The following is a 25179-nucleotide window of genomic DNA, read 5'->3' as shown; positions in this document are numbered from 1 at the left end:
CCTATTACCAGCTCGCCTTGGTCAGGCCAGGGATCTCGCCGCGGAACGCGATTTCGCGAATCTTGTTACGCGCCAGCCCGAATTTACGGAACGTGCCACGCGGGCGACCGGTAATTGCGCAGCGGTTGCGCTTACGGGTCGGGTTAGAGTTGCGCGGCAGTTGTTGCAGTTCCAGACGTGCTGCGTAATGCTCTTCGTCCGACTTGCTCATATCGCCGATAATCGCTTTCAGCTCAGCACGCTTGGGAGCGTACTTAGCGGCCAGGCGAGCACGCTTCTTTTCACGTTCGATCAGTGCCAGTTTAGCCACGGTAACCTCAGTTTCTGAACGGGAACTTGAAGCTGGCGAGCAGAGCCTTTGCTTCGTCGTCGGTCTTCGCAGTCGTCGTGATGCTGATGTTCAGCCCACGCAGTGCGTCGATCTTGTCGTAGTCGATTTCGGGGAAAATGATCTGCTCTTTCACACCGATGTTGTAGTTGCCGCGACCATCGAACGCACGACCCGACACGCCACGGAAGTCACGCACACGGGGGAGCGCGACCGTCACGAAACGGTCCAGAAATTCGTACATTGCCTGACCACGCAACGTGACCATTGCACCGATCGGATAGCCTTGACGGATCTTGAAGCCAGCGATTGCCTTGCGTGCCTTCGTGATCACCGGCTTCTGGCCTGCGATCTTCGTCAGGTCGCCAACGGCGTTTTCGATGATCTTCTTGTCAGCAACCGCTTCGCCAAGACCCATGTTCAGGGTGATCTTGGTGATGCGCGGCACTTCCATCACGGACTTGTAACCGAACTTCTCGATGAGGCCGGGTACAACCTTCTCTTTGTAAAACTCTTGCAAACGAGCCATTTTTTTACTCCGCAGCGTCAGGCGCTCAGCTCGGCACCGGTCGTCTTAAGGAAACGGACTTTCTTGTCTCCTTCGACCTTGATGCCTACACGCGACGCCTTGCCATTCGCGTCGACCAATGCGACGTTCGAAATTTGCAGCGGCATCGTCTTGGCTTCCACACCGCCCGTCGTACCCTTCATCGGGTTCGGCTTGACGTGTTTCTTGACGAGGTTGATACCCTCGACAATCACTTTGCCTTCGCCAACGGACAGCACGACGCCGCGCTTGCCTTTATCTTTGCCGGTGATGACGATAACTTCGTCACCCTTGCGAATCTTGTTCATCGCGACTCCTTACAGCACTTCAGGTGCCAACGAAACGATCTTCATGAATCGTTCGCTGCGCAACTCGCGCGTGACAGGCCCGAAAATACGGGTGCCAATAGGTTCGAGCTTGGCATTCAACAACACAGCGGCGTTGCCGTCGAACTTGATCAGCGAGCCGTCCTGACGGCGCACGCCCTTGGCGGTGCGAACCACCACGGCGTTGTAAATTTCGCCTTTCTTCACGCGCCCGCGCGGCGTTGCTTCTTTGACGGTCACCTTGATGATGTCGCCAATGCTGGCATAACGACGCTTCGAGCCGCCGAGCACCTTGATGCACATGACTTCACGCGCACCCGTGTTGTCGGCCACTTCAAGCCGAGTTTCGGTCTGGATCATGGTTTATCTTTCCCAACTTAATCCGGCCACACCACCATGGCGTACCCGGTCAGTCTTGGTCCCGTCAGCCAATCGGCTGCTTGGGTATGAACAGCAGCGACGGCAAACGAAACCCGCCATCGCAATCCGGTGAATCCTTCGGAACAGACTGGCGCCTGGACCGCTTCCCCCACCAACTTCGCCCGCGACGGGGCTCCCATAAAAGAGGGAAGACCGAGATTATAACAAATAATCCCGGCCTTGCAAGCGAAACTTACTGCGATTTCAATTACTTCTACAACTTTGCGGCGTCAGATGACGCGAGCAGCCTCGACCAAGCGAGCCACAACCCAAGCTTTCGTCTTCGAAATCGGACGTGTTTCCTGGATTTCAACGAGGTCACCCTCGTTGTACGTGTTCGCATCGTCGTGCGCATGGTACTTCTTCGAACGCACAACGTACTTGCCGTAGATCGGGTGCTTCACGCGGTGCTCAACCAGCACGGTGACCGTCTTGTCCATCTTGTTGCTGACGACCTTGCCGACCAGCGTCCGCTTGAGCGAGGTTTTTACGCTATCGTTCATTTCTGGTTCGCCTTCTCAGTCAGGACGGTCCGCACACGTGCGATGTCGCGACGAACCTTCTTCAGCTGGCTCGTGTTCGTGAGCTGCTGGGTCGCGAGTTGCATGCGCAGGCCGAATTGCGCCTTCAACAGGTCCGACAGCTCCTTGTTGAGCGCGGCCTGATCTTTCTGGTGAAGTTCGGAAGCCTTCATCATTTGCTCCTTAGGCGCCGAGCTGACGCACGATAAACGTCGTCTTGAGCGGCAGCTTAGCTGCAGCCAGACGGAACGCTTCGCGTGCCAGCTCTTCGGTTACGCCGTCCATTTCGTACAGCATCTTGCCCGGTTGAATCTCTGCGACGTAGTACTCAGGATTACCTTTACCGTTACCCATACGTACTTCAGCCGGCTTGTGCGAGATCGGCTTGTCCGGGAAGATGCGGATCCAGATGCGGCCACCACGCTTGATGTGACGCGTCATTGCACGACGTGCCGCTTCAATCTGGCGCGCGGTCAAGCGACCACGACCGATAGCCTTCAGGCCGAACTCACCGAACGACACCGCGTTGCCGCGGGTAGCGATACCGGTGTTACGACCCTTCTGCTCTTTGCGATACTTTCTGCGTTTCGGTTGCAGCATCGTTATTCTCCAGTCTTCCCGCCGTCGCCGGCACCGCCAGCACGACGAGGAGCGCCACGGCGTGCACCTGCCGGGCCACCACCTTCACCATCGCGACGCGGACGGCGATCGCCACCCGGACGTGCGTTGCGGCGCGGACGCTTTTCTTCGGCGACTTCTTCAACCACCGGTGCGTCGTTGCGGCCGAGCGTATCGCCCTTGTAGACCCACACCTTCACGCCGATGATGCCGTACGTCGTCTTCGCTTCCGAAGTTGCGTAGTCGATATCAGCACGCAGCGTATGAAGCGGCACGCGACCTTCGCGATACCATTCCGTACGAGCGATTTCGATACCGTTCAGGCGGCCAGCGCTCATGATCTTGATGCCTTGAGCACCCAGACGCATTGCGTTTTGCATCGCACGCTTCATCGCGCGGCGGAACATAATCCGGCGCTCGAGCTGTTGCGTGATCGAATCCGCGATCAGTTGCGCATCGGTTTCCGGCTTGCGGATTTCTTCGATGTTGACGTGGACCGGAACGCCCATGCGGCGTTGCAGTTCCGACTTCAGCAGCTCGATATCCTCACCCTTCTTACCGATGACCACACCCGGACGCGAGCTATAAATCGTGATGCGCGCGTTTTTTGCCGGACGCTCGATGACGACACGACCAACCGAAGCGTTCTTCAGCTTCTTCTTCAGGTATTCACGAACACCGATGTCTTCCTGCAACATCGCCGCGAAATTGTTGTTGTTCGCGTACCAACGCGACGCCCAATTGCGGCTGACGGCCAAACGGAAGCCAGTCGGATGAATTTTCTGTCCCATCGTATGACCCCTTAATTCCCGACCGTCACAGTGATGTGACAGGATTGCTTCTCGATGCGGTTACCGCGGCCTTTAGCGCGCGCGGTAAAACGCTTGAGCGATGCAGCCTTGTCGATGTAGATGCTCGTGATCTTGAGCTCATCGATATCGGCGCCTTCGTTATGCTCCGCATTCGCGATCGCCGACAGCACGACCTTTTTCACGATTCCCGCAGCCTTCTTCGGCGAAAACGTCAAAACGTTCAGCGCCTTGTCGACCGGCAAACCGCGGATCTGGTCAGCCACAAGGCGCGTTTTCTGCGCCGAGATGCGGGCACCGCGATGAATTGCTTTCACTTCCATCATGAGCCCCTTATTTCTTAGCCTTCTTGTCGGCTGCATGACCCTTGAACGTACGGGTCAGTGCGAACTCGCCAAGCTTGTGGCCGACCATGTTTTCCGAGATGTACACCGGAACGTGTTGACGGCCGTTGTGAACGGCGATCGTCAGACCGATGAAATCCGGGAGGATCGTCGAGCGACGCGACCAGGTTTTGATCGGCTTCTTATCCCGCGAAGCTGCTGCCGCCTCAACTTTCTTCAGCAAATGGGCGTCGCAGAACGGACCTTTTTTTACAGAACGTGCCATTGCCTACTCCTTAACGCTTGTGACGGCGCTGGACGATCATGCTCGTCGTGCGCTTGTTGCTGCGGGTGCGATAACCCTTAGCAGGCGTGCCCCACGGGCTCACCGGATCGCGACCTGCAGCCGTCTTGCCTTCACCACCACCGTGCGGGTGATCGACCGGGTTCATTGCAACGCCACGCACCGTCGGGCGGATACCGCGCCAGCGGTTCGCGCCAGCCTTACCGATTTGACGGAGGCTGTGCTCTTCGTTGCCAACTTCACCAATCGTCGCGCGGCATTCAACGTGAACGCGGCGGATTTCACCCGAGCGCAGGCGGACCTGTGCGTAGATGCCTTCACGAGCCAACAGCATCGCCGACGTGCCAGCCGAACGCGCCATTTGCGCGCCCTTGCCCGGCAGCATTTCGATGCAGTGAATCGTCGTACCGACCGGAATGTTGCGGATCGGCAGCGTGTTGCCTGCGCGGATCGGAGCTTCCGAACCCGACATCAGTTGCTGGCCAACCGTCACACCCTTCGGAGCGATGATGTACTTGCGCTCGCCGTCTGCGTACAGAACCAGCGCGATGTTCGCGCTACGGTTCGGATCGTATTCAAGACGTTCGACCTTTGCCGGAATGCCGTCCTTGTTGCGACGGAAGTCGACGACACGATAGTGATGCTTATGACCACCGCCCTTATGACGGGTGGTGATGTGACCGTTGTTGTTACGGCCGGCGGTCGTGGATTGCGAGTCGAGCAGCGGTGCGTACGGCTTGCCCTTATGCAGATCCTTGTTGACCACCTTGACCATCGCACGGCGGCCCGGCGAAGTCGGCTTAACTTTAACGATTGCCATGATTACTTGGCCTCCGCTTCAAAGTTGATTTCCTGGCCGGGCTTCAGGCAGACGTACGCCTTCTTCACGTCCTTGCGCTTGCCCATGAAGCGGCCAAAGCGCTTGGCTTTGCCCTTCGAGACCAGCACGTTGACGGAATTGACTTCCACCTTGAACAGCAGCTCGACTGCAGCTTTCACTTCCTGCTTCGTGGCATCGGGCGCGACTTCGAACACGACTTGCTCGTTCTTGTCGGCCACCAGCGTCGCCTTTTCGGAGATCACCGGCGCGAGCAGGACCTGCATCAAACGATGATCGTTCTTGCGAATCTCGCTCATGACAGCAACTCCTCGATCTGGGCGACCGCAGCCTTCGTGATCAGGATCTTCTTGAAGTAGATCAGCGACAGCGGGTCGGCGTAACGCGGCTCGACAACTGCCACATGGGCGAGGTTGCGCGACGCGAGGTACAGGTTTTCGTCAACCGTGTCGGTAATCACCAGCACGGAGTCGAGACCCATCGCCTTGAATTTTTCGGCCAGCAGCTTCGTCTTCGGCGCTTCGAGCGTCAGCTCGTCGACCACCGAGATGCGGCCCTCGCGGGCCAGCTGCGAGAAGATCGAGCAGAGACCTGCGCGATGCATCTTCTTGTTGACCTTGTGCGAAAAGTTTTCTTCGGGCGAATTCGGGAAGATCCGGCCACCGCCGCGCCACAACGGGCTCGACGACATACCGGCACGGGCGCGGCCCGTACCCTTCTGGCGCCACGGCTTCTTGGTCGTGTGCTTGACTTGCTCACGATCCTTCTGCGCACGGTTGCCGCTACGGGCATTCGCCTGGTACGCAACCACTACCTGGTGAATCAGGGCTTCGTTGTAATCGCGGCCGAACACGACGTCCGACGCGCTAACGCCTGCACCTTCCTGACCATTGGCATTCAGGAGCTTAAGTTCCATTATTTCGCTCCTTTCACGGCACGCGTCTTCACGGCCGGCGTAACGAATACCTTGCCACCCTTCGCACCCGGAACGGCGCCCTTGACCAGCAACAGCTTGCGGTCAGCGTCGATACGAGCGATTTCGAGGTTTTGCACGGTTACCGTATCGTCACCCATGTGACCGGTCATGCGCTTACCCGGGAAAACACGACCCGGATCCTGCGCCATACCGATCGAGCCCGGCACGTTGTGCGAGCGCGAGTTACCGTGCGATGCACGGCCAGATGCGAAGTTGTAACGCTTGATGGTACCGGCGTAGCCCTTACCAATCGACACGCCTTGCACGTCGACCTTCTGGCCTACTTCGAACAGGTCGGGGCCGACCACGGTGCCGTTCGACAACTCGGCAGCCTTGGCAGCATCGATCTGGAATTCTTTGAGGATTTCACCGGCTTGAACACCGGCTTTGGCGAGATGACCGGCCAACGGCTTCGTCACACGCGATGCACGGCGCGTACCGAATGCAACCTGCACGGCCGTGTAGCCGTCGGTTTCAACAGTCTTGATCTGCGTCACGCGGTTGTCGGACACGTCCAGCACGGTAACGGGAATCGAATCCCCTTCTGCCGTGAAGATACGGGTCATGCCAACCTTGCGACCTACGAGTCCAAGGCTCATCGTTTTCTCCATTCCCGACTGCGATTGGTCGGGGCTAATTTACAAAATGCCGGTGCCGTTTCGGGCATGAATTCATGCTGCAGCACACCGACTTTTTTGCGCCAATGCGCGAAAAGCCTTGCATTATAGCGAGGCTTTTCGTTTTCCGCAAGCAATCAATGACTTAGCGATGTCCGGCGGACCGGATAACCGCTGGAAGCCTTATTGCAGCTTGATTTCCACGTCCACGCCAGCCGGCAGATCGAGCTTCATCAGTGCGTCAACGGTCTTGTCCGTCGGATCGACGATGTCCATCAGACGTTGGTGCGTACGGATTTCGAGCTGATCGCGCGAGGTCTTGTTGACGTGCGGCGAACGCAGGATGTCGAAGCGTTGAATGCGGGTCGGCAGGGGCACCGGACCACGAACGATTGCGCCAGTCCGCTTTGCCGTGTCGACGATTTCAGCTGCCGATTGATCGATCAGACGATAGTCGAAAGCCTTCAGGCGAATGCGGATTTTCTGGTTCTGCATGACAATTCCTTGGAAAAGAGCGAGGCGGTGTTGCACCGCCAGACAATAAAAAGAACGTAGAGCCGGGCGCCCGCTGAGGGCCGGCGCCCGGCTCCGGGCACCACTTACAGCAAATACGTCGATCCGCGATTTTACTCGAGAATCTTGGCAACCACACCTGCGCCGACCGTGCGGCCGCCTTCGCGGATTGCGAAGCGCAGACCTTCTTCCATCGCGATCGGGTTGATCAGCTTCACCGTGATCGACACGTTGTCGCCCGGCATGACCATTTCCTTGTCCTTCGGCAACTCGATCGAGCCCGTCACGTCCGTCGTACGGAAGTAGAACTGCGGACGATAGTTGTTGAAGAACGGCGTGTGACGGCCACCTTCGTCCTTGCTCAGCACATACACTTCAGCCGTGAAGTGCGTGTGCGGGTTGATCGAACCCGGCTTCGCCAGCACCTGGCCACGCTCCACGTCTTCACGCTTCGTGCCGCGCAGCAGGATACCCACGTTGTCGCCCGCCTGACCCTGGTCCAGCAGCTTGCGGAACATTTCCACGCCCGTGCAGGTCGTCTTCACCGTCGGCTTGATACCGACAATTTCGATTTCCTCGCCGACCTTCACGACGCCGCGCTCAACGCGACCCGTCACCACCGTGCCGCGACCCGAGATCGAGAACACGTCTTCCACCGGCATCAGGAACGCACCGTCAACTGCGCGCTCCGGCGTCGGGATGTACGTGTCCAGCGCGTCGGCCAGATTCATGATCGCCACTTCGCCCAGCTCGCCCTTGTCGCCTTCCAGCGCCAGCTTGGCCGAACCCTTGATGATCGGCGTGTCGTCGCCCGGGAAGTCGTACTTCGACAGAAGTTCGCGAACTTCCATCTCGACCAGTTCCAGCAGCTCAGCGTCGTCCACCATGTCGCACTTGTTCAGGAACACGATGATGTACGGCACGCCAACCTGACGCGCCAGCAGGATGTGCTCACGCGTTTGCGGCATCGGGCCGTCAGCGGCCGAGCACACCAGGATCGCGCCGTCCATCTGCGCTGCGCCCGTGATCATGTTCTTCACATAGTCAGCGTGGCCCGGGCAGTCGACGTGTGCGTAGTGGCGGTTAGCCGTTTCGTACTCGACGTGTGCCGTGTTGATCGTGATACCACGTGCCTTTTCTTCCGGCGCCGCATCGATCTGGTCGTATGCCTTCGCCTCGCCGCCAAACTTCTGCGTCAGAACCGTCGTGATCGCTGCCGTCAGCGTGGTCTTGCCGTGGTCAACGTGACCGATCGTGCCGACGTTCACGTGCGGCTTGGTCCGTTCGAATTTACCTTTAGCCATGTTTCTCTTCTTTCAAAAAGTTAATCGTTGAATGACTTGCCGCGCGATTACTTCGACTTCGCGTTGATGATCGCTTCGGACACGTTACGCGGTGCTTCGGAGTAGTGCTTGAACTCCATCGTGTACGTTGCACGACCTTGGGTCAGCGAACGCAGCGACGTCGAGTAGCCGAACATTTCCGACAGCGGGACTTCGGCGCGAACGATCTTGCCGCCGCCAACCATGTCGTCCATGCCCTGAACGATACCGCGACGACCCGACAGGTCGCCCATCACGTTGCCCATGTAATCTTCAGGCGTTTCGACTTCCACAGCCATCATCGGCTCGAGGATGACCGGTTGAGCCTTGCGCATTGCTTCCTTGAACGCCATCGAACCGGCCATGCGGAACGCATTTTCGTTCGAGTCAACGTCGTGGTACGAACCGAACGTCAGGTGAACCTTGACGTCGACGACCGGGAAGCCTGCCAGCACGCCTGCCTTCAGCGTTTCCTGGATACCCTTGTCCACCGCCGGAATGTATTCGCGCGGAATCACGCCGCCCTTGATCTCGTCGAGGAACTCGTAGCCCTTGCCTTGCTCATTCGGCTCGAGCGTGATGACCGCGTGACCGTACTGGCCGCGACCACCCGACTGCTTGACGAACTTGCCGTCAACGTCTTCCGCCTTGCCGCGAATCGTTTCGCGGTAAGCAACCTGCGGCTTGCCGACGGTCGCTTCCACGCCGAATTCGCGCTTCATGCGGTCAACCAGAATTTCCAGGTGGAGCTCGCCCATGCCCGAAATAATGGTTTGGCCCGATTCTTCGTCCGTTTGAACGCGGAACGACGGATCTTCCTGTGCCAGACGGTTCAGCGCCAGACCCATCTTTTCCTGGTCAGGCTTCGTCTTCGGCTCAACAGCCTGCGAAATCACCGGCTCTGGGAAAATCATGCGTTCGAGCACGATCGGGCTTTGCGGATCGCACAGCGTGTCGCCGGTCGTTGCGTCTTTCAGGCCGACCGCAGCAGCGATGTCGCCTGCGCGGACTTCCTTGATTTCTTCGCGCTGGTTCGCGTGCATCTGCAGAATACGACCCAGACGTTCCTTCTTGTCCTTGGTCGCGTTCAGCACGGTGTCGCCGGAATTCACAACGCCCGAGTACACGCGGAAGAAGATCAGCTGGCCGACGAACGGGTCGGTCATGATCTTGAATGCCAGTGCCGAGAACTTTTCGTCGTCGGCAGCGCGGCGCTCACCCTTTTCACCGTTTTCCAGCTCGCCGGTAACCGGCGGGATGTCGATCGGCGACGGCAGGAAGTCGAGCACGGCGTCCAGCATACGTTGCACGCCCTTGTTCTTGAACGCGGTACCGCACAGCATCGGCTGGATTTCGCAAGCGATCGTACGGTCGCGCAGACCCTTAACGATTTCCGCTTCCGTCAGCTCGCCCTCTTCGAGGTACTTGTTCATCAGGTCTTCGCTCGACTCAGCAGCCGCTTCGACCATCTTTTCGCGCCACTCGTTGCACGAATCGAGCAATTCCGCCGGGATCTCTTCGTACGAGAACTTCGTGCCTTGCGACGCGTCGTCCCAAATGATCGCTTTCATCTTCAGCAGATCGACGACGCCCGTGAAGTTTTCTTCCGCACCGATAGGCACCACAACCGGAACCGGGTTCGCCTTCAGACGCAGCTTGAGCTGGTCGTAAACCTTGAAGAAGTTCGCGCCGGTACGGTCCATCTTGTTGATGAACGCGAGACGGGGAACCTTGTACTTGTTAGCCTGACGCCACACGGTTTCCGACTGGGGCTGAACGCCGCCCACAGCGCAGTAGACCATGCACGCGCCGTCGAGCACGCGCATCGAGCGCTCAACTTCAATCGTGAAGTCGACGTGGCCCGGGGTGTCGATGATGTTGATGCGGTGCTCAGCGCGGTCGCCGGCCATGCCTTTCCAGAACGCCGTGGTAGCAGCGGACGTGATCGTGATGCCGCGTTCCTGCTCCTGCTCCATCCAGTCCATGGTGGCAGCGCCGTCGTGAACTTCACCAATCTTGTGGTTCACGCCGGTGTAGAACAAGATGCGCTCGGTCGTCGTCGTTTTGCCGGCGTCGATGTGAGCGCTAATACCGATGTTACGGTAGCGCTCGATAGGTGTCTTGCGAGCCACTTTGATCCTCTATTGGGATGACGCGATGCGAGAAAATACCCATCGCGCTGTAACACAAACGGGCGAGGCGCTTTGTAAGCGCACCCGCCCGGAATTTCTTTCCGTTTTTTCTGCTAAACCCGGGTTCGGGAAGCTTAGAAACGGAAGTGCGAGAACGCCTTGTTGGCTTCTGCCATCCGGTGAACTTCGTCGCGCTTCTTCATTGCGCCGCCACGGCCTTCGGCCGCTTCGGAGAGTTCACCTGCCAGACGCAGGGCCATCGACTTCTCGCTGCGCTTCTTCGCGGCTTCACGCAGCCAACGCATCGCCAATGCCATACGACGCGACGGGCGCACTTCGACCGGAACCTGATAGTTCGCACCACCAACGCGGCGGCTCTTCACTTCGACCACCGGCTTGACGTTGTTGAGCGCTACCGTGAACACTTCCAGCGGGTCCTTGCCACCCTTGGTCTGGATCTGTTCGAAAGCGCCGTACACGATACGCTCGGCAACCGACTTCTTGCCAGAGAGCATCAGCACGTTCATGAACTTAGCTACATCAACGTTGCCGAACTTCGGATCCGGCAACACTTCCCGCTTGGGGACTTCGCGACGACGCGGCATGTTTCTTCCTTTAACTTTTCAGTTGGAGCTATTTTTAGCCCCGCGGCCACCAACTAACCCGATTCATCTCTAACGACTTACCAGCCTGGTCGGGTGACCACTTACTCGACAGCGCCGGCGATTCCGGCACCACCGCTATTACCGCCCTTGCAGGCGACCTGAAACTACTGACCGGCTAGTTACTTGCCAGCCTTGGCACGCTTCGCACCGTACTTCGAGCGAGCCTGCTTACGATCCTTGACGCCCTGGGTATCCAGCGAGCCGCGAACCATGTGGTAACGCACACCCGGCAAGTCCTTGACACGGCCGCCGCGAATCAGCACGACCGAGTGTTCCTGCAGGTTGTGGCCTTCACCACCGATGTACGAAATCACTTCGAAGCCGTTCGTCAGGCGCACCTTCGCAACCTTACGGAGTGCCGAGTTCGGCTTCTTCGGCGTCGTGGTGTACACACGGGTGCACACGCCGCGACGCTGGGGGCAGTCCTGCAAAGCCGGGCTCTTGCTCTTCGTCGTTTCCGACGCGCGGCCTTTGCGAACCAGTTGATTGATGGTTGGCATTGTTTATTCCTGAAATTGAACAAAATCGACGCATCTGTTTCCGGGCAAAGCAGAAACGATTGCGCATCGAACTTCCGGACCGGTAGTCGGCGTACGAATCGACTTCGCGCGCAGGCATTCCAAGAACTGGAACCTAGCATAATATTCCGAAAATACTAAGGGAGTCAACAGGTTGCGACGTTTCGCATCCCTGCCGACCCGCTCAGGCACTCGCTGAGCGCTCAGTCGGCGGCGACGACTCCCAGCAATTCGTCGCCGAAACGGTCGAGTTTGCGCGCGCCCATACCCGGAATGCCGCGCAAATCCTCAATCGAATCGGGGCCGTTGCGAGCAATTTCCGCCAAGGTCGCGTCGTGGAAAATCACATATGCCGGCACGCCGTCGCTCTTGGCCGTTTCCGTGCGCCACGCGCGCAGACGCTCCCAGCGCGCGCGTTCACGCGGGCCCATGCCGATCGTCGGGTCGGCGCGCTCACTGGTGCGGCCGGACGATTGACGCGTGCGCGTCGGCTTCACATAACGACGCATCGTGACGTTCTGCCCGCCCTTGAGGACCGGCTTGCTTGCCTCGGTCAGGACCAGTGAGCCGAAGCCTTCGTGGTCGACCGTTAGATAGCCGAATGCGACCAGTTGGCGAAATACCGCGCGCCACTCCGGCTCGCCCAGCGCCGAGCCGATGCCGAACGTAGTCAGTTTCTCGTGACCGCGCTGCAGGATTTTCTCGCTGCTGTTGCCGCGCAGAATGTCGATCAGATGGCCGGCACCGAAATGAAAGCCGCTCGCCCGCTGCGCGCGGAACACGCACGATAGCGCCATCTGCGCCTCACGCGTCGCATCCCATGTGTCCGGCGGTTCGAGACAGTTGTCGCAGTTGCCGCACGGCTTGCTCGATTCGCCGAAATACGCGAGCAACCGCACACGCCGGCAGGTCGCCGCTTCGCACAGTCCCAGCAGCGCATCCAGCTTGCCCGTTTGTACGCGTTTATGCGCGTCGTCGGCATCGGATTCGTCAATCATCTTGCGCTGCTGCACGACGTCGCCGAGACCGTACGCCATCCACGCGTTGGCCGGCATGCCGTCGCGGCCCGCGCGGCCCGTTTCCTGGTAATAGCCTTCGACGCTCTTCGGCAAGTCGAGGTGAGCGACGAAGCGCACGTCCGGTTTGTCGATGCCCATGCCGAACGCGATCGTCGCGCACATCACGATCCCTTCCTCGCGCTGAAACATCTCCTGATGCTTCTGGCGGATTTCGAACTCCATCCCGGCGTGGTACGGCAGCGCGCGCATGCCTTTTTCCTTCAGCCACTCCGCCGTCTCTTCGACCTTGCGACGCGACAAGCAATAGACCACGCCGGCGTCGGTCGTGCCGTCCGGCTTTGAATGCTCGGCGCGGATGAAGTCCAGCAATTGCGTACGCGCGTTGTCCTTTTCGACGATGCGATAGCGGATGTTCGGCCGGTCGAAGCTCGACACGAAAATGCGCGCGTCATCCAACGCGAGGCGGTGGATGATCTCATCGCGCGTGATGGCATCCGCGGTGGCCGTGAGCGCGATTCGCGGCACGTTCGGAAAACGCTCGTGCAGCACAGATAGCTGAATGTATTCCGGCCGGAAATCGTGCCCCCATTGCGACACGCAATGGGCCTCGTCGATGGCGAACAAGCCGATGCGCGTGCGCTCCAGCAGTTCCTGGAAACGGGGCGTCATCAACCTCTCCGGCGCCACGTAGAGCAGATCGATATCACCGTCGCGCAACGCGCGCTCCGTTGCCATCGCCTCGGCGCTCGACAGCGTCGAATTCAGATACGCCGCGCGTACGCCCACTTCAGTGAGCGCGGCCACCTGATCCTGCATCAACGCGATCAGCGGAGAGACGACGATGCCCGTGCCGAAACCGCCTTCGCGGCGCACCAGCGACGGAATCTGATAGCAGAGGGACTTGCCGCCGCCCGTCGGCATCAACACGAGGCAATCGCCGCCGCCGGCGACGTGCTCGACAATTTCACCCTGCTGCCCTCTGAACGCGGGGTAACCGAAGACTTCGTTGAGGATTTCGAGGGGACGGGACATGAATTTGAGAGAAGCAGCGTGATGCCGGTGACACGAATTTTACCAACGCATTCGTGCTGCGCCCGCGCTTTGATGCAGCGTTAGCCGTTTGGCCTACGAATCCGCAAAGAAACGCAAAAAAAAGAAAAGCGCATAAAAAAAGCCGCTCAGTCGAAACTGAGCGGCTTCGCTGGCTGGTCAGCCCCAAGCGGCTTGCGCCGCCAGGACTTACTCGCCTGAGTGCTGCTGTTCGGCGGCCGGGGTTTCCGGCGTACCGAATTCGAACGACTCTTCCGCTGCGATCTGATCGAAACGCTCGCGGTCGGACAGTTCCTTGCTCTTGCGTGCCTTGTGGAACGCGAGACCCGTACCGGCCGGAATCAGACGGCCGACGATCACGTTTTCCTTCAGACCACGCAGGTCGTCGCGCTTGCCCATGATCGCCGCTTCGGTCAGCACGCGGGTCGTTTCCTGGAACGACGCCGCCGAGATGAACGAATCGGTCGACAACGAGGCCTTCGTGATACCGAGCAAGACGTTTTCGTACGTTGCCGGACGCTTGTCTTCCGCGATCATACGGTCGTTCTCGTCGAGCATATCCGACCGCTCGACCTGTTCGCCCGGGATGAAACGCGTATCGCCGTTGTCCGTAATCTGCACGCGGCGCAGCATCTGACGAACAATCACTTCAATGTGCTTGTCGTTGATCTTCACGCCTTGCAGACGGTACACGTCCTGCACTTCGTCCACGATGTAACGCGACAGCGCTTCGACGCCCTGCAAACGCAGAATGTCGTGCGGATCCGCCGGCCCGTCGACGATCATTTCGCCCTTGTTGACGACTTGACCATCGTGCACCAGAACCTGCTTTTCCTTCGCGATCAGGAACTCGTGCTGGTTACCCTCGAGGTCCGTGATAACGAGACGCTGCTTGCCCTTCGTGTCCTTACCGAACGACGTCGTACCCGTGACTTCCGCCAGGATACCTGCGTCCTTCGGCGAACGTGCTTCGAACAGTTCCGCCACACGCGGCAGACCGCCGGTAATGTCACGCGTCTTCTGCGATTCAGTCGGGATACGTGCGAGCACTTCACCGACCTGCACTTGCTGACCGTCCTTCACGGTGATCAGAGCGCCGACCTGGAAGCCGATCTGCACCGAGTGCTCGGTGTTCGGGATCTTGACTTCTTCGCCGTTCGCATCGAGCAGCTTGACCTGCGGACGCACCGTCTTCGACGCTTGCGAGCCACGACGCTTCACGTCGATCACGACCAGCGTGGACAGACCCGTCACGTCGTCGATCTGCTTGGCAACCGTCACGCCTTCTTCGACGTTTTCGAACTTCACCGTACCACCGTACTCGGTGATGATCGGACGCGTCATCGGATCCCACGTCGCCAGCTGCGTGCCGGCCTTGATCTGCGCGCCGTCCAGTTGCAACAGCGTCGCGCCGTACGGCACCTTGTGACGTTCGCGCTCGCGACCGTGGTCGTCAGTGATCATCGCTTCGCCCGAACGCGAGATGACGATCTGCTCGCCCTTCGCGTTGGTGACGTAACGCATCGTTGCCGTGAAACGCACCGTGCCGTTCGACTTGGCTTCAACCGACGAAGCCACTGCCGCACGCGATGCCGCGCCACCGATGTGGAACGTACGCATCGTGAGCTGCGTGCCCGGTTCACCGATCGACTGCGCAGCGATCACGCCGACTGCTTCACCAACGTTGACCGACGAGCCGCGGCCCAGGTCGCGGCCGTAGCAGGCTGCGCACAGACCGTAACGCGTTTCGCAAGTCAGCGGCGTACGCACGCGCACTTCGTCGATGCCGAGGCGTTCGATTTCTTCGACCGCGTCTTCGTCGAGCAACGTGCCCGTTTCGTACAGCGTTTCCTGCGATTCCGGATTGACGACGTCAGCCACCGTCACGCGACCCAAAATACGGTCACGCAGCGCTTCGACGACTTCACCGCCTTCGACCAACGCCTTCATGGCGACGCCGTTGGACGTACCGCAATCGTCCTCGACCACCACCAGGTCTTGCGTCACGTCGACGAGACGACGCGTCAGGTAACCCGAGTTTGCCGTCTTCAGTGCCGTATCAGCCAGACCCTTACGTGCGCCGTGGGTCGAGATGAAGTACTGCAACACGTTCAGGCCTTCACGGAAGTTCGCCGTAATCGGCGTCTCGATGATCGAGCCGTCCGGCTTCGCCATCAGGCCACGCATACCGGCCAGCTGACGAATCTGAACCGCGGAACCACGAGCACCCGAGTCCGCCATCATGTAAATCGAGTTGAACGATTCCTGACGCGTTTCGTTGCCGTCGCGATCCGTGACCGGTTCCGTCGACAGCTGCTCCATCATCGCCTTGCCGACCGCTTCCGACGTTGCCGACCAGATGTCGACCACGTTGTTGTAGCGCTCTTGCGACGTGACGAGGCCCGACATGTACTGACGGTCGTATTCCTTCACCTTCTTTGCGGCGTCGCCGACGATGGTTTCCTTCTGCGGCGGCACGAGCATGTCGTCGACGCAGATCGAGATACCAGCGCGCGTTGCCAGACGGAAACCCGACTGCATCAACTGGTCGGCGAAAATCACCGTTTCACGCAGACCGCACTTGCGGAATGCGGTGTTGATGAGGCGCGAGATTTCCTTCTTCTTCAGCGGCTTGTTGAGCACCGAGAACGGCAGGCCCGGCGGAAGAATTTCCGACAGGATTGCGCGGCCGACGGTGGTCGGGTACAGCGTGATCTTCGGCACGAACGCCGGCGCACCTTCCGACTTGTCTTCGTTATGGACCATTTCGGTGATCCGCACGTTGACGCGCGAGGCGAGCTCGACTTCCTTGTTCTCGTAAGCACGCAGCGCTTCCGAGACGCCCGTGAACGTCAGGCCTTCGCCCTTGCCGTTCACTGCTTCACGAGTCGCGTAGTACAAACCGAGCACGATATCCTGCGACGGCACGATCGACGGATCGCCGTTGGCCGGGAACAGGACGTTGTTCGACGCCAGCATCAGCGTGCGCGCTTCCATCTGCGCTTCCAGCGACAGCGGCACGTGAACAGCCATCTGGTCACCGTCGAAGTCGGCGTTGAACGCCGCGCAAACGAGCGGGTGCAGCTGGATTGCCTTACCTTCGATCAGCACCGGCTCGAAAGCCTGAATGCCAAGACGGTGCAGCGTCGGCGCACGGTTCAGCATGACCGGATGTTCGCGGATCACCTCTTCCAGGATGTCCCACACCACCGGCGTCTGGTTCTCGACTTCCTTCTTCGCAGCCTTGATGGTGGTAGCGACACCCATCACTTCCAGCTTGTTGAAGATGAACGGCTTGAACAGTTCGAGCGCCATCAGCTTCGGCAGACCGCACTGATGCAGCTTGAGCGTCGGGCCGACCACGATCACTGAACGGCCCGAGTAGTCAACGCGCTTACCGAGCAAGTTCTGACGGAAACGACCGCCCTTACCCTTGATCATGTCAGCGAGCGACTTCAGCGGACGCTTGTTCGCGCCGGTCATGGCCTTACCGCGACGACCGTTGTCGAGCAGCGAATCGACGGCTTCCTGCAGCATCCGCTTTTCGTTGCGGACGATGATTTCAGGCGCCTTCAATTCGAGCAGACGCTTCAACCGGTTGTTACGGTTGATCACGCGGCGATACAGGTCGTTCAGGTCCGACGTCGCGAAACGGCCGCCGTCCAGCGGCACCAGCGGACGCAGTTCCGGCGGCAGCACCGGCAGCACTTCGAGCACCATCCAGTCAGGCTTGATGCCCGAACGCTGGAAAGCCTCGAGCACCTTCAGGCGCTTCGCGTACTTCTTGATCTTCGCTTCCGAACCCGTGTTCTTGAGTTCGGTGCGCAGCATCTCGACCTGTTCGTCGATGTTGATCGCGCGCAGCAGTTCGCGCACGCCTTCCGCGCCCATCTCGGCACGGAATTCGTCACCATACTCTTCGACCTTGTTGTAGTAATCCTCTTCGGTCATGATCTGCCGCGCTTTCAGCGGCGTCATGCCCGGATCGATCACCACGTATGCTTCGAAGTACAGCACGCGTTCGATGTCGCGCAGCGTCATGTCGAGCACCATGCCCAGACGCGACGGCAGCGACTTCAGGAACCAGATGTGCGCAACCGGCGAGGCCAGTTCGATGTGGCCCATGCGTTCGCGACGCACTTTCGCCAGCGTCACTTCGACGCCGCACTTCTCGCAGATCACGCCACGATGCTTCAGGCGCTTGTACTTGCCGCACAGGCATTCGTAGTCTTTGATCGGCCCGAAGATCTTCGCGCAGAACAAACCATCGCGTTCCGGCTTAAACGTCCGGTAGTTGATGGTTTCCGGCTTCTTCACTTCACCGAACGACCACGAACGAATCTTGTCCGGCGAAGCCAGACCGATCTTGATCGCGTCAAAAACTTCAGGCTGTTGGACTTGCTTGAATAGATCGAGCAGAGCTTTCATTGCTTTCTCTCCGTAGTCCGATTAGTTGCGGTCGAGGTCGATATCGATACCGAGCGAGCGGATTTCCTTCACCAACACGTTGAAGGATTCCGGCATGCCGGCGTCGATCACGTGATCGCCCTTGACCAGGTTTTCATAAACCTTGGTCCGGCCTGTCACGTCGTCCGACTTCACCGTCAGCATTTCCTGCAGCACGTACGATGCGCCGTACGCTTCGAGCGCCCACACTTCCATTTCACCGAAACGCTGGCCACCGAACTGCGCCTTACCGCCCAACGGCTGCTGCGTCACGAGCGAGTACGGGCCCGTGGAACGTGCGTGCATCTTGTCGTCGACCAAGTGGTGCAGCTTCAGGTAGTGCATGTAGCCGACCGTCACCGTACGTTCGAACATTTCGCCCGTGCGGCCGTCGTACAGACGCACCTGATTCTTCGACGGCGTCATGCCGAGGTTCTTCGCGATGTCGTCCGGGAATGCCAGATCCAGCGCGCGCGACATTTCTTCTTCCGTCGCACCGTCGAACACCGGCGTGGCAAACGGCACGCCTTCGCGCAGGTTCTTCGCCAGTTCGACGATTTCGTCGTCCGTGAAGCTGTCCAGCTCTTCAGCGCGGCCCGACTCGTTGTAGATCTTGGTCAGGAATTCGCGCAGTTCTTCGATCTTCGCCTGACGCTGCAGCATTTCGCCGATACGCCAGCCGAGACCCTTCGCGGCCCAACCCAGATGCACTTCGAGAACCTGACCCACGTTCATCCGCGACGGCACGCCGAGCGGGTTCAGAACGACGTCAGCCGGACGGCCGTCGGCCATGTACGGCATGTCTTCGATCGGAACGATCTTGGACACCACACCCTTGTTACCGTGACGGCCCGCCATCTTGTCGCCAGGCTGCAGGCGGCGCTTGACTGCCAGGTAAACCTTGACCATCTTCAACACGCCCGGCGGCAGTTCGTCGCCTTGCGTGAGCTTCTTGCGTTTTTCTTCGAACGCCAGATCGAACTGGTGACGCTTCTGTTCGATCGAGTCCTTGATAGCTTCGAGCTGGGCCGCTGCTTCTTCGTCCGCGAGGCGGATGTCGAACCAGTGGTAGTGATCCAGATCTTCCAGGTAAGCCTGTTCGATCTTCGTGCCCTTCGCGAGCTTCTTCGGACCGCCGTTCGCGACCTTGCCGGTCAGCATACGTGCGAGACGCTGGAACGCGTCGCCTTCCACGATACGCAGCTGGTCGTTCAGGTCGAGGCGATAGCGCTTCAGTTCATCGTCGATGATCTGTTGCGCACGCTTGTCGCGCTGAATGCCTTCACGCGTGAACACTTGAACGTCGATCACCGTGCCGCTCATGCCCGACGGCACGCGCAGCGACGTGTCTTTCACGTCCGAAGCCTTCTCGCCGAAGATCGCGCGCAGCAGCTTTTCTTCCGGCGTCAGCTGGGTTTCGCCCTTAGGCGTGACCTTGCCGACCAGCACGTCGCCTGCTTCGACTTCAGCGCCGATGTAGACGATGCCCGACTCGTCGAGACGGCCGAGTTGCACTTCAGCCAGGTTCGAGATGTCGCGCGTGATTTCTTCCGGTCCGAGCTTCGTATCGCGAGCAACGACGTTCAGTTCTTCGATGTGGATCGACGTGTAACGGTCGTCAGCAACCACCTTCTCCGAGATCAAAATCGAGTCTTCGAAGTTGTAGCCGTTCCACGGCATGAACGCGACCAGCATGTTCTGGCCGAGAGCCAGTTCGCCGAGGTCGGTCGATGCACCATCAGCCAGCACGTCGCCACGCGACACGATGTCGCCGACCTTCACGATCGGGCGCTGGTTGATGTTCGTGTTCTGGTTCGAACGCGTGTACTTGATCAGGTTGTAGATGTCCACGCCGACGTCGCCAGCAACGGCTTCATCGTCGTTCACGCGGATCACCATACGGCCTGCGTCGACGTAATCGACCACACCGCCGCGGAATGCCTGAACCGTCGTACCCGAGTCGACTGCCACCGTGCGCTCGATACCCGTACCGACCACGGCCTTTTCAGGACGCAGACACGGCACAGCCTGACGCTGCATGTTCGAACCCATCAATGCGCGGTTCGCGTCATCGTGCTCGAGGAACGGAATCAGCGATGCTGCCACCGAGACGATCTGCGACGGCGCCACGTCCATGTACTGGATGCGGTCCGGCGTGACCATCAGCGTTTCGCCTGCTTCACGCGACGACACCAGTTCGTCGGTCAGCGAGCCGTCAGCAGCAACCGCCGCGTTCGCCTGAGCGATCACGTAACGGCCTTCTTCGATCGCCGACAGGTAGTCGATCTGATCGGTCACCTTGCTGTCCACGACCTTGCGATACGGCGTTTCGAGGAAGCCGTATTCGTTCAGGTGCGCATACAGAGCGAGCGAGTTGATCAGGCCGATGTTCGGACCTTCCGGCGTTTCAATCGGGCACACGCGACCGTAGTGCGTCGGGTGCACGTCGCGGACTTCAAAGCCTGCGCGCTCACGCGTCAAACCGCCCGGGCCAAGAGCCGAAACACGGCGCTTGTGGGTGATTTCCGACAGCGGGTTCGTTTGGTCCATGAACTGCGACAGCTGCGACGAACCGAAGAACTCGCGAATCGCCGACGAAATCGGCTTCGAGTTGATCAGGTCGTGCGGCATCAGGTTTTCGCTTTCGGCCTGGCCGAGGCGTTCCTTCACAGCACGTTCGACACGCACGAGACCTGCGCGGAACTGGTTTTCCGCCAGTTCGCCGACGCATCGCACACGACGATTGCCCAAGTGGTCGATGTCGTCCACTTCGCCCTTGCCGTTACGCAGCTCGACCAGGATCTTGATCGTGGCGAGGATGTCGTCGTCTTGCAGCGTCATCGGGCCGACGATTTCGTCGCGGCCGACACGGCGATTGAACTTCATACGACCCACCTTCGAAAGGTCGTACGCGTCTTCGCTGTAGAACAGACGGTTGAACAGCGCCTCGACCGCTTCTTCGGTCGGCGGTTCACCCGGACGCATCATGCGGTAGATCGCGATGCGCGCGGCCATCTTGTCCGCGGTTTCGTCGATACGCAGCGTCGACGAGATGTACGGACCTTGATCCAGATCGTTCGTGTAGAGCGTCTGGATATCTTTGATCTTCGACTCGCGCAGCTTCTCGAGGACGGTTTCCGTGATTTCGTCATTCGCGTTGGCGATGACTTCACCGGTGTCGCCGTCGACGACGTTCTTCGCCAGCACGCGGCCGAGCAGATAGTCTTCCGGGACCGAGATGAACTTGGTCTTGGCGTTGTCGAGGTCGCGAATGTGCTTCGCGTTGATCCGCTTGTCCTTCTGGACGATCACGTTGCCATCACGGTCCGTGATGTCGAAACGCGCGACTTCGCCACGCAGACGCTCCGGCACGAATTCCATCTGTGCGCCTTCCGGCATCAGCGTGAAATTGTCGAACACGAAGAAGTTTGCGAGGATCTGTTCCGGCGTGAGGCCGATTGCCTTCAGCAGGATCGTGACCGGCATCTTGCGGCGACGGTCGACGCGGAAGTACAGCACGTCCTTCGGGTCGAACTCGAAATCGAGCCACGAGCCGCGGTAAGGAATGATACGTGCCGAGAACAGGAGCTTGCCCGAGCTGTGCGTCTTGCCCTTGTCGTGTTCGAAGAACACGCCCGGCGAACGGTGCAGCTGCGAAACGATCACACGTTCCGTGCCGTTGATGACGAACGAACCTGTCGGCGTCATGAGCGGAATTTCGCCCATGTACACTTCCTGTTCCTTCACTTCCTTGACGACCGGCTTGCTCGGCGATTCCTTGTCGAGCAGCACCAGACGCACTTTCGCGCGCAGGGCCGAGCAGTACGTCAAACCGCGCTGCTGACATTCCTTGATGTTGAATGCCGGCGGCGACAGCATGTAGCTGACGAACTCTAGACGAGCGAACCCGTTATGCGAAACAATCGGAAAAACGGAGGTAAACGCAGCTTGCAGGCCTTCCGGCTTGCGTTGCGTGGACGACGTGTCTGCTTGCAGAAACGTGCTGAATGATTCAAGCTGGGTAGCCAGCAGGAAAGGTACTTGGTGAACGATGGGGCGCTTCGCAAAACTCTTGCGAATACGCTTCTTCTCGGTGAAGGAATATTGCATACGATCTCCGAATCACGGCGGGCATTGTTGTCGAGGCAGGATACCTTGATGAGACAACCCGAGTGTTCACCGACTGAGACCCGATGGCCGTCCGATGGCTTGAACGAGCCTAGAAGCTTGGTGGTTGGCCGCTACCAACCGCTGGCTGACGGCAGCGGATGCCTATGTTGCCCGCTACCCGACCAAACTTGCCTTCTGCAGTCGCTTCAGAAGACAAAGAGAAACGCCGGTCAATGTTGCCGAAAGGCGGTTTTCTTTGGCTTCTGGGGCGTCTGTTCTTGCCGAAATTAGCTGGCAAAAACGTAGTCCCCACAAAGCACAAAAAGGCCGGCGGTGGAAAACCGCCAGCCTTCGCACAGCGCGCTGAAACTTACTTGATTTCAGCCTTCGCGCCGGCTTCTTCCAGCTTCTTCTTGGCTTCTTCAGCAGCAGCCTTAGGTACCGATTCCTTAACAGGCTTCGGTGCGCCGTCGACCAGGTCCTTCGCTTCCTTCAGGCCAAGACCCGTCAGTTCACGAACAGCCTTAATGACCGAAACCTTGTTCGCGCCGACTTCCGTCAGGTTGACCGTGAATTCGGTTTGCTCTTCAGCAGCAGCAGCAGCGCCGCCGCCTGCCGGGCCTGCCACTGCAACAGCAGCTGCCGACACGCCAAACTTTTCTTCGAACGCCTTGACCAGCTCGTTCAGTTCCAGAACCGACATCGAGCTTACTGCCTCGAGGATGTCTTCTTTTGCGATTGCCATTTGAAATACTCCTAAATTGAATTCGGATACAGCCAGCGATCAATCACGCTCGACTGAAGTGCATTACGCAGCGGTTTCTTCGCCTTGTTTCTTTTCTGCCAGCGCGGCCAGAGCGCGCGCAAAGCCGGAAACAGGTGCCTGCATAACGTACAACAGCTTGGAGAGCAGTTCTTCGCGGCTCGGGATGTTTGCCAGCGCTTGCACGCCAGCCTTGTCCATCACCTTGCCTTCGTAGGAACCAGCCTTGATGATCAACTTGTCATTGGTTTTGCCGAAGTCGTTGACGACCTTAGCAGCAGCAATTGCATCTTCCGAGATGCCGTAGATCAGGGGACCAGTCATCTGCTCTGCCAGCGGAGCAAACGGGGTACCTTCGACAGCGCGACGCGCCAACGTGTTTTTCAACACGCGAAGGTAAACCTGTTGCTCACGCGCTTTCGCGCGCAGCTTGGTCAGATCGCCAACCGCGATTCCACGATACTCAGCCAGAACCACGGTCTGGGCTTTCGCGACTTGCGCGGCAACCTCAGCGACGACGGCCTGCTTGCTTTCTTTGTTGAGTGGCACGGTTAACCTCCAGATTCGATACACGCGGCGTGCGCCTTGTGTACCGCGTTCAATAACGGCGTCCGACCAGTCAGGAGTATTTCGACCGCCCGACACCCGCGTTGCTGCGGAGATCGACCGGCTTCATCACTACAAAACCTTTTCGGGTTCGCCATCTGCGTTGGCTTTGCATTAAGGACTCGCCCACCTGCTGCGTGCCCGCCAACGGTCTTTGACAACCGGCTGTGCCATGCAAACTGCCATTTCACAACCGCCCAAAGCCCATAAAACCGCCCCGACTTTCGCCGAGGCGATGAATTTTCTTACTGTGCTGCCAGCGATGCCTGGTCGACGCGAACGCCGACACCCATCGTGCTCGACAGCGCAACCTTGCGCAGGTAGATACCCTTGCTCGTTGCCGGCTTCGCTTTTTGCAGCGCGTCGACGAGAGCGTTCAGGTTGCTACGCAGAGCCGTCGGCTCGAACGAAGCACGGCCAATGGTGGCGTGGATGATACCGGCTTTGTCGACACGGAATTGCACCTGACCAGCCTTGGCGTTCTTGACCGCGGTCGCGACGTCCGGCGTAACCGTACCGACCTTCGGGTTCGGCATCAAGCCGCGCGGGCCGAGGATCTGACCGAGCGTACCGACAACGCGCATCGTATCCGGCGAAGCGATCACGATGTCGAAGTCCAGCTTGCCAGCCTTGACTTGTTCAGCCAGGTCTTCCATACCGACGACTTCCGCGCCGGCTGCACGGGCCTGTTCAGCCTTTTCGCCTTGTGCGAATACGGCGACGCGAACCGACTTACCGGTACCTGCCGGCAGAACGACCGAGCCACGAACCACTTGGTCCGACTTCTTCGCGTCGATGCCGAGTTGCACTGCAACGTCGATCGACTCGTCGAACTTCGCGCTTGCGCATTCCTTCACGAGCGACAGAGCTTCGTCGATCGCGTACAGCTTTTGACGATCAACCTTGGCTGCAAATGCTTGCAGACGCTTTGAAAGCTTAGCCATTTACACGCCCTCCACGGTGATGCCCATCGAGCGGGCGCTACCAGCGATCGTACGAACCGCTGCGTCCAGATCAGCTGCCGTCAGATCGGGCATCTTGGTCTTGGCGATGTCTTCAGCTTGAGCGCGGGTGATCTTGCCGACCTTGTCGGTATGCGGCTTGCTCGAACCCTTGTCGATCTTCGCTGCCTTCTTGATCAGAACCGTAGCCGGCGGCGTCTTCAGAACAAACGTGAAGCTCTTGTCCGCAAACGCGGTGATCACGACCGGAATCGGCAGACCCGGTTCCAGCGCTTGAGTCTGCGCGTTGAACGCCTTGCAGAACTCCATGATGTTCAGGCCGCGTTGACCCAGTGCCGGACCAACCGGCGGCGACGGATTGGCTTTACCTGCAGGAATCTGCAGCTTGATAAAGCCGATGATTTTCTTTGCCATGTTGAAAACCTCTTTGGAACACCGCATGGGCA

General features: G+C 59.1%; 27 protein-coding genes. 1 reads left to right on the top strand and 26 read right to left on the bottom strand.

Features of this window, described 5'->3' with window-relative positions; translation table 11 throughout:
- Positions 1-4 precede the first annotated feature (4 nt).
- The 22 genes from rpsN to rpoB all read right to left on the bottom strand — a co-directional run bounded on the left by rpsN (position 5) and on the right by rpoB (position 22402).
- Positions 5-310: a 30S ribosomal protein S14 gene (gene rpsN, locus B0G74_RS21280; RefSeq protein ID WP_006052215.1), complete on the bottom strand. Its 306-nt coding sequence runs from the start codon at positions 308-310 to the stop codon at positions 5-7.
- Positions 311-317: 7 nt separating this feature from the next.
- Entirely contained in the window at positions 318-857 is a 540-nt protein-coding gene (rplE, locus tag B0G74_RS21275; protein ID WP_006052214.1) for a 50S ribosomal protein L5, read from the bottom strand.
- Between the two features lie 17 nt (positions 858-874).
- On the bottom strand, positions 875-1183 hold the full coding sequence (gene rplX / locus B0G74_RS21270; protein ID WP_006052213.1) for a 50S ribosomal protein L24: 309 nt from the start codon (positions 1181-1183) through the stop codon (positions 875-877).
- Between the two features lie 9 nt (positions 1184-1192).
- Positions 1193-1561 (bottom strand): 50S ribosomal protein L14, encoded by a 369-nt coding sequence (gene rplN, locus B0G74_RS21265; protein ID WP_006052212.1) that lies wholly within the window; start codon positions 1559-1561, stop codon positions 1193-1195.
- A gap of 290 nt (positions 1562-1851) precedes the next feature.
- Positions 1852-2124 carry a 30S ribosomal protein S17 gene (rpsQ, locus tag B0G74_RS21260; RefSeq protein WP_007180129.1) on the bottom strand — a complete coding sequence of 91 codons (273 nt, stop codon included), beginning with the start codon at positions 2122-2124 and terminating at the stop codon, positions 1852-1854.
- The gene (rpmC, locus tag B0G74_RS21255; protein WP_007180130.1) at positions 2121-2315 is read right to left on the bottom strand and encodes a 50S ribosomal protein L29; all 195 of its coding nucleotides are present in this window, start codon (positions 2313-2315) and stop codon (positions 2121-2123) included. The genes rpsQ and rpmC overlap by 4 nt, the downstream gene beginning before the upstream one ends.
- 10 nt (positions 2316-2325) lie before the next feature.
- Positions 2326-2742, bottom strand: a complete 417-nt coding sequence (gene rplP, locus B0G74_RS21250) for a 50S ribosomal protein L16 (RefSeq protein ID WP_007180131.1) — start codon at positions 2740-2742, stop codon at positions 2326-2328.
- A 2-nt stretch (positions 2743-2744) separates the two neighbouring features.
- The gene (rpsC, locus tag B0G74_RS21245; RefSeq protein WP_011490053.1) at positions 2745-3551 is read right to left on the bottom strand and encodes a 30S ribosomal protein S3; all 807 of its coding nucleotides are present in this window, start codon (positions 3549-3551) and stop codon (positions 2745-2747) included.
- Positions 3552-3562: 11 nt separating this feature from the next.
- Entirely contained in the window at positions 3563-3895 is a 333-nt protein-coding gene (gene rplV / locus B0G74_RS21240; RefSeq protein ID WP_007180133.1) for a 50S ribosomal protein L22, read from the bottom strand.
- 7 nt (positions 3896-3902) lie between these two features.
- Positions 3903-4178: a 30S ribosomal protein S19 gene (gene rpsS, locus B0G74_RS21235; RefSeq protein WP_004199273.1), complete on the bottom strand. Its 276-nt coding sequence runs from the start codon at positions 4176-4178 to the stop codon at positions 3903-3905.
- 10 nt (positions 4179-4188) lie between these two features.
- On the bottom strand, positions 4189-5016 hold the full coding sequence (gene rplB / locus B0G74_RS21230) for a 50S ribosomal protein L2 (protein ID WP_132376697.1): 828 nt from the start codon (positions 5014-5016) through the stop codon (positions 4189-4191).
- A 2-nt stretch (positions 5017-5018) separates the two neighbouring features.
- Entirely contained in the window at positions 5019-5333 is a 315-nt protein-coding gene (gene rplW / locus B0G74_RS21225; protein ID WP_007180135.1) for a 50S ribosomal protein L23, read from the bottom strand.
- A complete protein-coding gene (gene rplD, locus B0G74_RS21220; RefSeq protein WP_007180136.1) occupies positions 5330-5950 on the bottom strand; it encodes a 50S ribosomal protein L4 in 621 nt (206 codons plus the stop codon). The genes rplW and rplD overlap by 4 nt, the downstream gene beginning before the upstream one ends.
- Positions 5950-6609, bottom strand: a complete 660-nt coding sequence (gene rplC / locus B0G74_RS21215; RefSeq protein ID WP_007180137.1) for a 50S ribosomal protein L3 — start codon at positions 6607-6609, stop codon at positions 5950-5952. The genes rplD and rplC overlap by 1 nt, the downstream gene beginning before the upstream one ends.
- A 201-nt stretch (positions 6610-6810) precedes the next feature.
- Positions 6811-7122 carry a 30S ribosomal protein S10 gene (gene rpsJ / locus B0G74_RS21210; RefSeq protein ID WP_006998489.1) on the bottom strand — a complete coding sequence of 104 codons (312 nt, stop codon included), beginning with the start codon at positions 7120-7122 and terminating at the stop codon, positions 6811-6813.
- Positions 7123-7253: 131 nt separating this feature from the next.
- Positions 7254-8444: an elongation factor Tu gene (tuf, locus tag B0G74_RS21205; RefSeq protein ID WP_012434572.1), complete on the bottom strand. Its 1191-nt coding sequence runs from the start codon at positions 8442-8444 to the stop codon at positions 7254-7256.
- A gap of 47 nt (positions 8445-8491) precedes the next feature.
- Positions 8492-10594, bottom strand: coding sequence for an elongation factor G (fusA, locus tag B0G74_RS21200; RefSeq protein WP_132376696.1), 2103 nt, complete (start codon positions 10592-10594; stop codon positions 8492-8494).
- Positions 10595-10728: 134 nt separating this feature from the next.
- Positions 10729-11199, bottom strand: coding sequence for a 30S ribosomal protein S7 (rpsG, locus tag B0G74_RS21195; protein WP_006053291.1), 471 nt, complete (start codon positions 11197-11199; stop codon positions 10729-10731).
- A 179-nt stretch (positions 11200-11378) separates the two neighbouring features.
- Positions 11379-11759 carry a 30S ribosomal protein S12 gene (gene rpsL, locus B0G74_RS21190; protein WP_006998493.1) on the bottom strand — a complete coding sequence of 127 codons (381 nt, stop codon included), beginning with the start codon at positions 11757-11759 and terminating at the stop codon, positions 11379-11381.
- Positions 11760-11980: 221 nt separating this feature from the next.
- Positions 11981-13828: a DNA helicase RecQ gene (gene recQ / locus B0G74_RS21185; protein WP_132376695.1), complete on the bottom strand. Its 1848-nt coding sequence runs from the start codon at positions 13826-13828 to the stop codon at positions 11981-11983.
- A 207-nt stretch (positions 13829-14035) separates the two neighbouring features.
- Positions 14036-18274: a DNA-directed RNA polymerase subunit beta' gene (rpoC, locus tag B0G74_RS21180; protein WP_132376694.1), complete on the bottom strand. Its 4239-nt coding sequence runs from the start codon at positions 18272-18274 to the stop codon at positions 14036-14038.
- Between the two features lie 21 nt (positions 18275-18295).
- Positions 18296-22402: a DNA-directed RNA polymerase subunit beta gene (gene rpoB / locus B0G74_RS21175; RefSeq protein WP_132376693.1), complete on the bottom strand. Its 4107-nt coding sequence runs from the start codon at positions 22400-22402 to the stop codon at positions 18296-18298.
- Positions 22403-22526: 124 nt separating this feature from the next.
- On the opposite strand from rpoB, the gene B0G74_RS21170 reads away from it, so the two are divergent.
- On the top strand, positions 22527-22769 hold the full coding sequence (locus tag B0G74_RS21170) for a hypothetical protein (RefSeq protein WP_132376692.1): 243 nt from the start codon (positions 22527-22529) through the stop codon (positions 22767-22769).
- A 3-nt stretch (positions 22770-22772) separates the two neighbouring features.
- On the opposite strand, the gene rplL is transcribed toward B0G74_RS21170, so the two are convergent.
- The 4 genes from rplL to rplK form a co-directional block, all read right to left on the bottom strand.
- Positions 22773-23147: a 50S ribosomal protein L7/L12 gene (gene rplL, locus B0G74_RS21165; protein WP_011490060.1), complete on the bottom strand. Its 375-nt coding sequence runs from the start codon at positions 23145-23147 to the stop codon at positions 22773-22775.
- A 63-nt stretch (positions 23148-23210) separates the two neighbouring features.
- Positions 23211-23714, bottom strand: coding sequence for a 50S ribosomal protein L10 (rplJ, locus tag B0G74_RS21160; RefSeq protein ID WP_007180144.1), 504 nt, complete (start codon positions 23712-23714; stop codon positions 23211-23213).
- Between the two features lie 302 nt (positions 23715-24016).
- Positions 24017-24715, bottom strand: a complete 699-nt coding sequence (gene rplA / locus B0G74_RS21155) for a 50S ribosomal protein L1 (protein WP_132376691.1) — start codon at positions 24713-24715, stop codon at positions 24017-24019.
- Positions 24716-25147, bottom strand: coding sequence for a 50S ribosomal protein L11 (gene rplK, locus B0G74_RS21150; protein ID WP_007180146.1), 432 nt, complete (start codon positions 25145-25147; stop codon positions 24716-24718).
- Positions 25148-25179 lie beyond the last annotated feature (32 nt).

Origin of the sequence: Paraburkholderia sp. BL9I2N2, from assembly GCF_004339745.1 — a bacterium.
Classification (GTDB): Bacteria; Pseudomonadota; Gammaproteobacteria; order Burkholderiales; family Burkholderiaceae; genus Paraburkholderia.
Note: the sequence above shows the minus strand (reverse complement) of the source record. Positions and strands in the feature narration are given on the sequence as shown.

What these genes read in the sequence shown, in the direction of transcription:
- rplL (WP_011490060.1), bottom strand. Translation starts at nt 23,147, where the DNA reads ATGGCAATCGCAAAAGAAGACATCCTCGAGGCAGTAAGCTCGATGTCG.
- rpoB (WP_132376693.1), bottom strand. Translation starts at nt 22,402, where the DNA reads ATGCAATATTCCTTCACCGAGAAGAAGCGTATTCGCAAGAGTTTTGCG.
- rplN (WP_006052212.1), bottom strand. Translation starts at nt 1,561, where the DNA reads ATGATCCAGACCGAAACTCGGCTTGAAGTGGCCGACAACACGGGTGCG.
- rpsQ (WP_007180129.1), bottom strand. Translation starts at nt 2,124, where the DNA reads ATGAACGATAGCGTAAAAACCTCGCTCAAGCGGACGCTGGTCGGCAAG.
- rpsG (WP_006053291.1), bottom strand. Translation starts at nt 11,199, where the DNA reads ATGCCGCGTCGTCGCGAAGTCCCCAAGCGGGAAGTGTTGCCGGATCCG.
- rplW (WP_007180135.1), bottom strand. Translation starts at nt 5,333, where the DNA reads ATGAGCGAGATTCGCAAGAACGATCATCGTTTGATGCAGGTCCTGCTC.
- rplV (WP_007180133.1), bottom strand. Translation starts at nt 3,895, where the DNA reads ATGATGGAAGTGAAAGCAATTCATCGCGGTGCCCGCATCTCGGCGCAG.
- recQ (WP_132376695.1), bottom strand. Translation starts at nt 13,828, where the DNA reads ATGTCCCGTCCCCTCGAAATCCTCAACGAAGTCTTCGGTTACCCCGCG.
- rplA (WP_132376691.1), bottom strand. Translation starts at nt 24,715, where the DNA reads ATGGCTAAGCTTTCAAAGCGTCTGCAAGCATTTGCAGCCAAGGTTGAT.
- rpsC (WP_011490053.1), bottom strand. Translation starts at nt 3,551, where the DNA reads ATGGGACAGAAAATTCATCCGACTGGCTTCCGTTTGGCCGTCAGCCGC.
- rpsS (WP_004199273.1), bottom strand. Translation starts at nt 4,178, where the DNA reads ATGGCACGTTCTGTAAAAAAAGGTCCGTTCTGCGACGCCCATTTGCTG.
- rplD (WP_007180136.1), bottom strand. Translation starts at nt 5,950, where the DNA reads ATGGAACTTAAGCTCCTGAATGCCAATGGTCAGGAAGGTGCAGGCGTT.
- rplB (WP_132376697.1), bottom strand. Translation starts at nt 5,016, where the DNA reads ATGGCAATCGTTAAAGTTAAGCCGACTTCGCCGGGCCGCCGTGCGATG.
- rplK (WP_007180146.1), bottom strand. Translation starts at nt 25,147, where the DNA reads ATGGCAAAGAAAATCATCGGCTTTATCAAGCTGCAGATTCCTGCAGGT.
- rplE (WP_006052214.1), bottom strand. Translation starts at nt 857, where the DNA reads ATGGCTCGTTTGCAAGAGTTTTACAAAGAGAAGGTTGTACCCGGCCTC.
- rplC (WP_007180137.1), bottom strand. Translation starts at nt 6,609, where the DNA reads ATGAGCCTTGGACTCGTAGGTCGCAAGGTTGGCATGACCCGTATCTTC.
- rplX (WP_006052213.1), bottom strand. Translation starts at nt 1,183, where the DNA reads ATGAACAAGATTCGCAAGGGTGACGAAGTTATCGTCATCACCGGCAAA.
- tuf (WP_012434572.1), bottom strand. Translation starts at nt 8,444, where the DNA reads ATGGCTAAAGGTAAATTCGAACGGACCAAGCCGCACGTGAACGTCGGC.
- rplP (WP_007180131.1), bottom strand. Translation starts at nt 2,742, where the DNA reads ATGCTGCAACCGAAACGCAGAAAGTATCGCAAAGAGCAGAAGGGTCGT.
- rpoC (WP_132376694.1), bottom strand. Translation starts at nt 18,274, where the DNA reads ATGAAAGCTCTGCTCGATCTATTCAAGCAAGTCCAACAGCCTGAAGTT.
- rpsL (WP_006998493.1), bottom strand. Translation starts at nt 11,759, where the DNA reads ATGCCAACCATCAATCAACTGGTTCGCAAAGGCCGCGCGTCGGAAACG.
- rpsJ (WP_006998489.1), bottom strand. Translation starts at nt 7,122, where the DNA reads ATGCAGAACCAGAAAATCCGCATTCGCCTGAAGGCTTTCGACTATCGT.
- rpmC (WP_007180130.1), bottom strand. Translation starts at nt 2,315, where the DNA reads ATGAAGGCTTCCGAACTTCACCAGAAAGATCAGGCCGCGCTCAACAAG.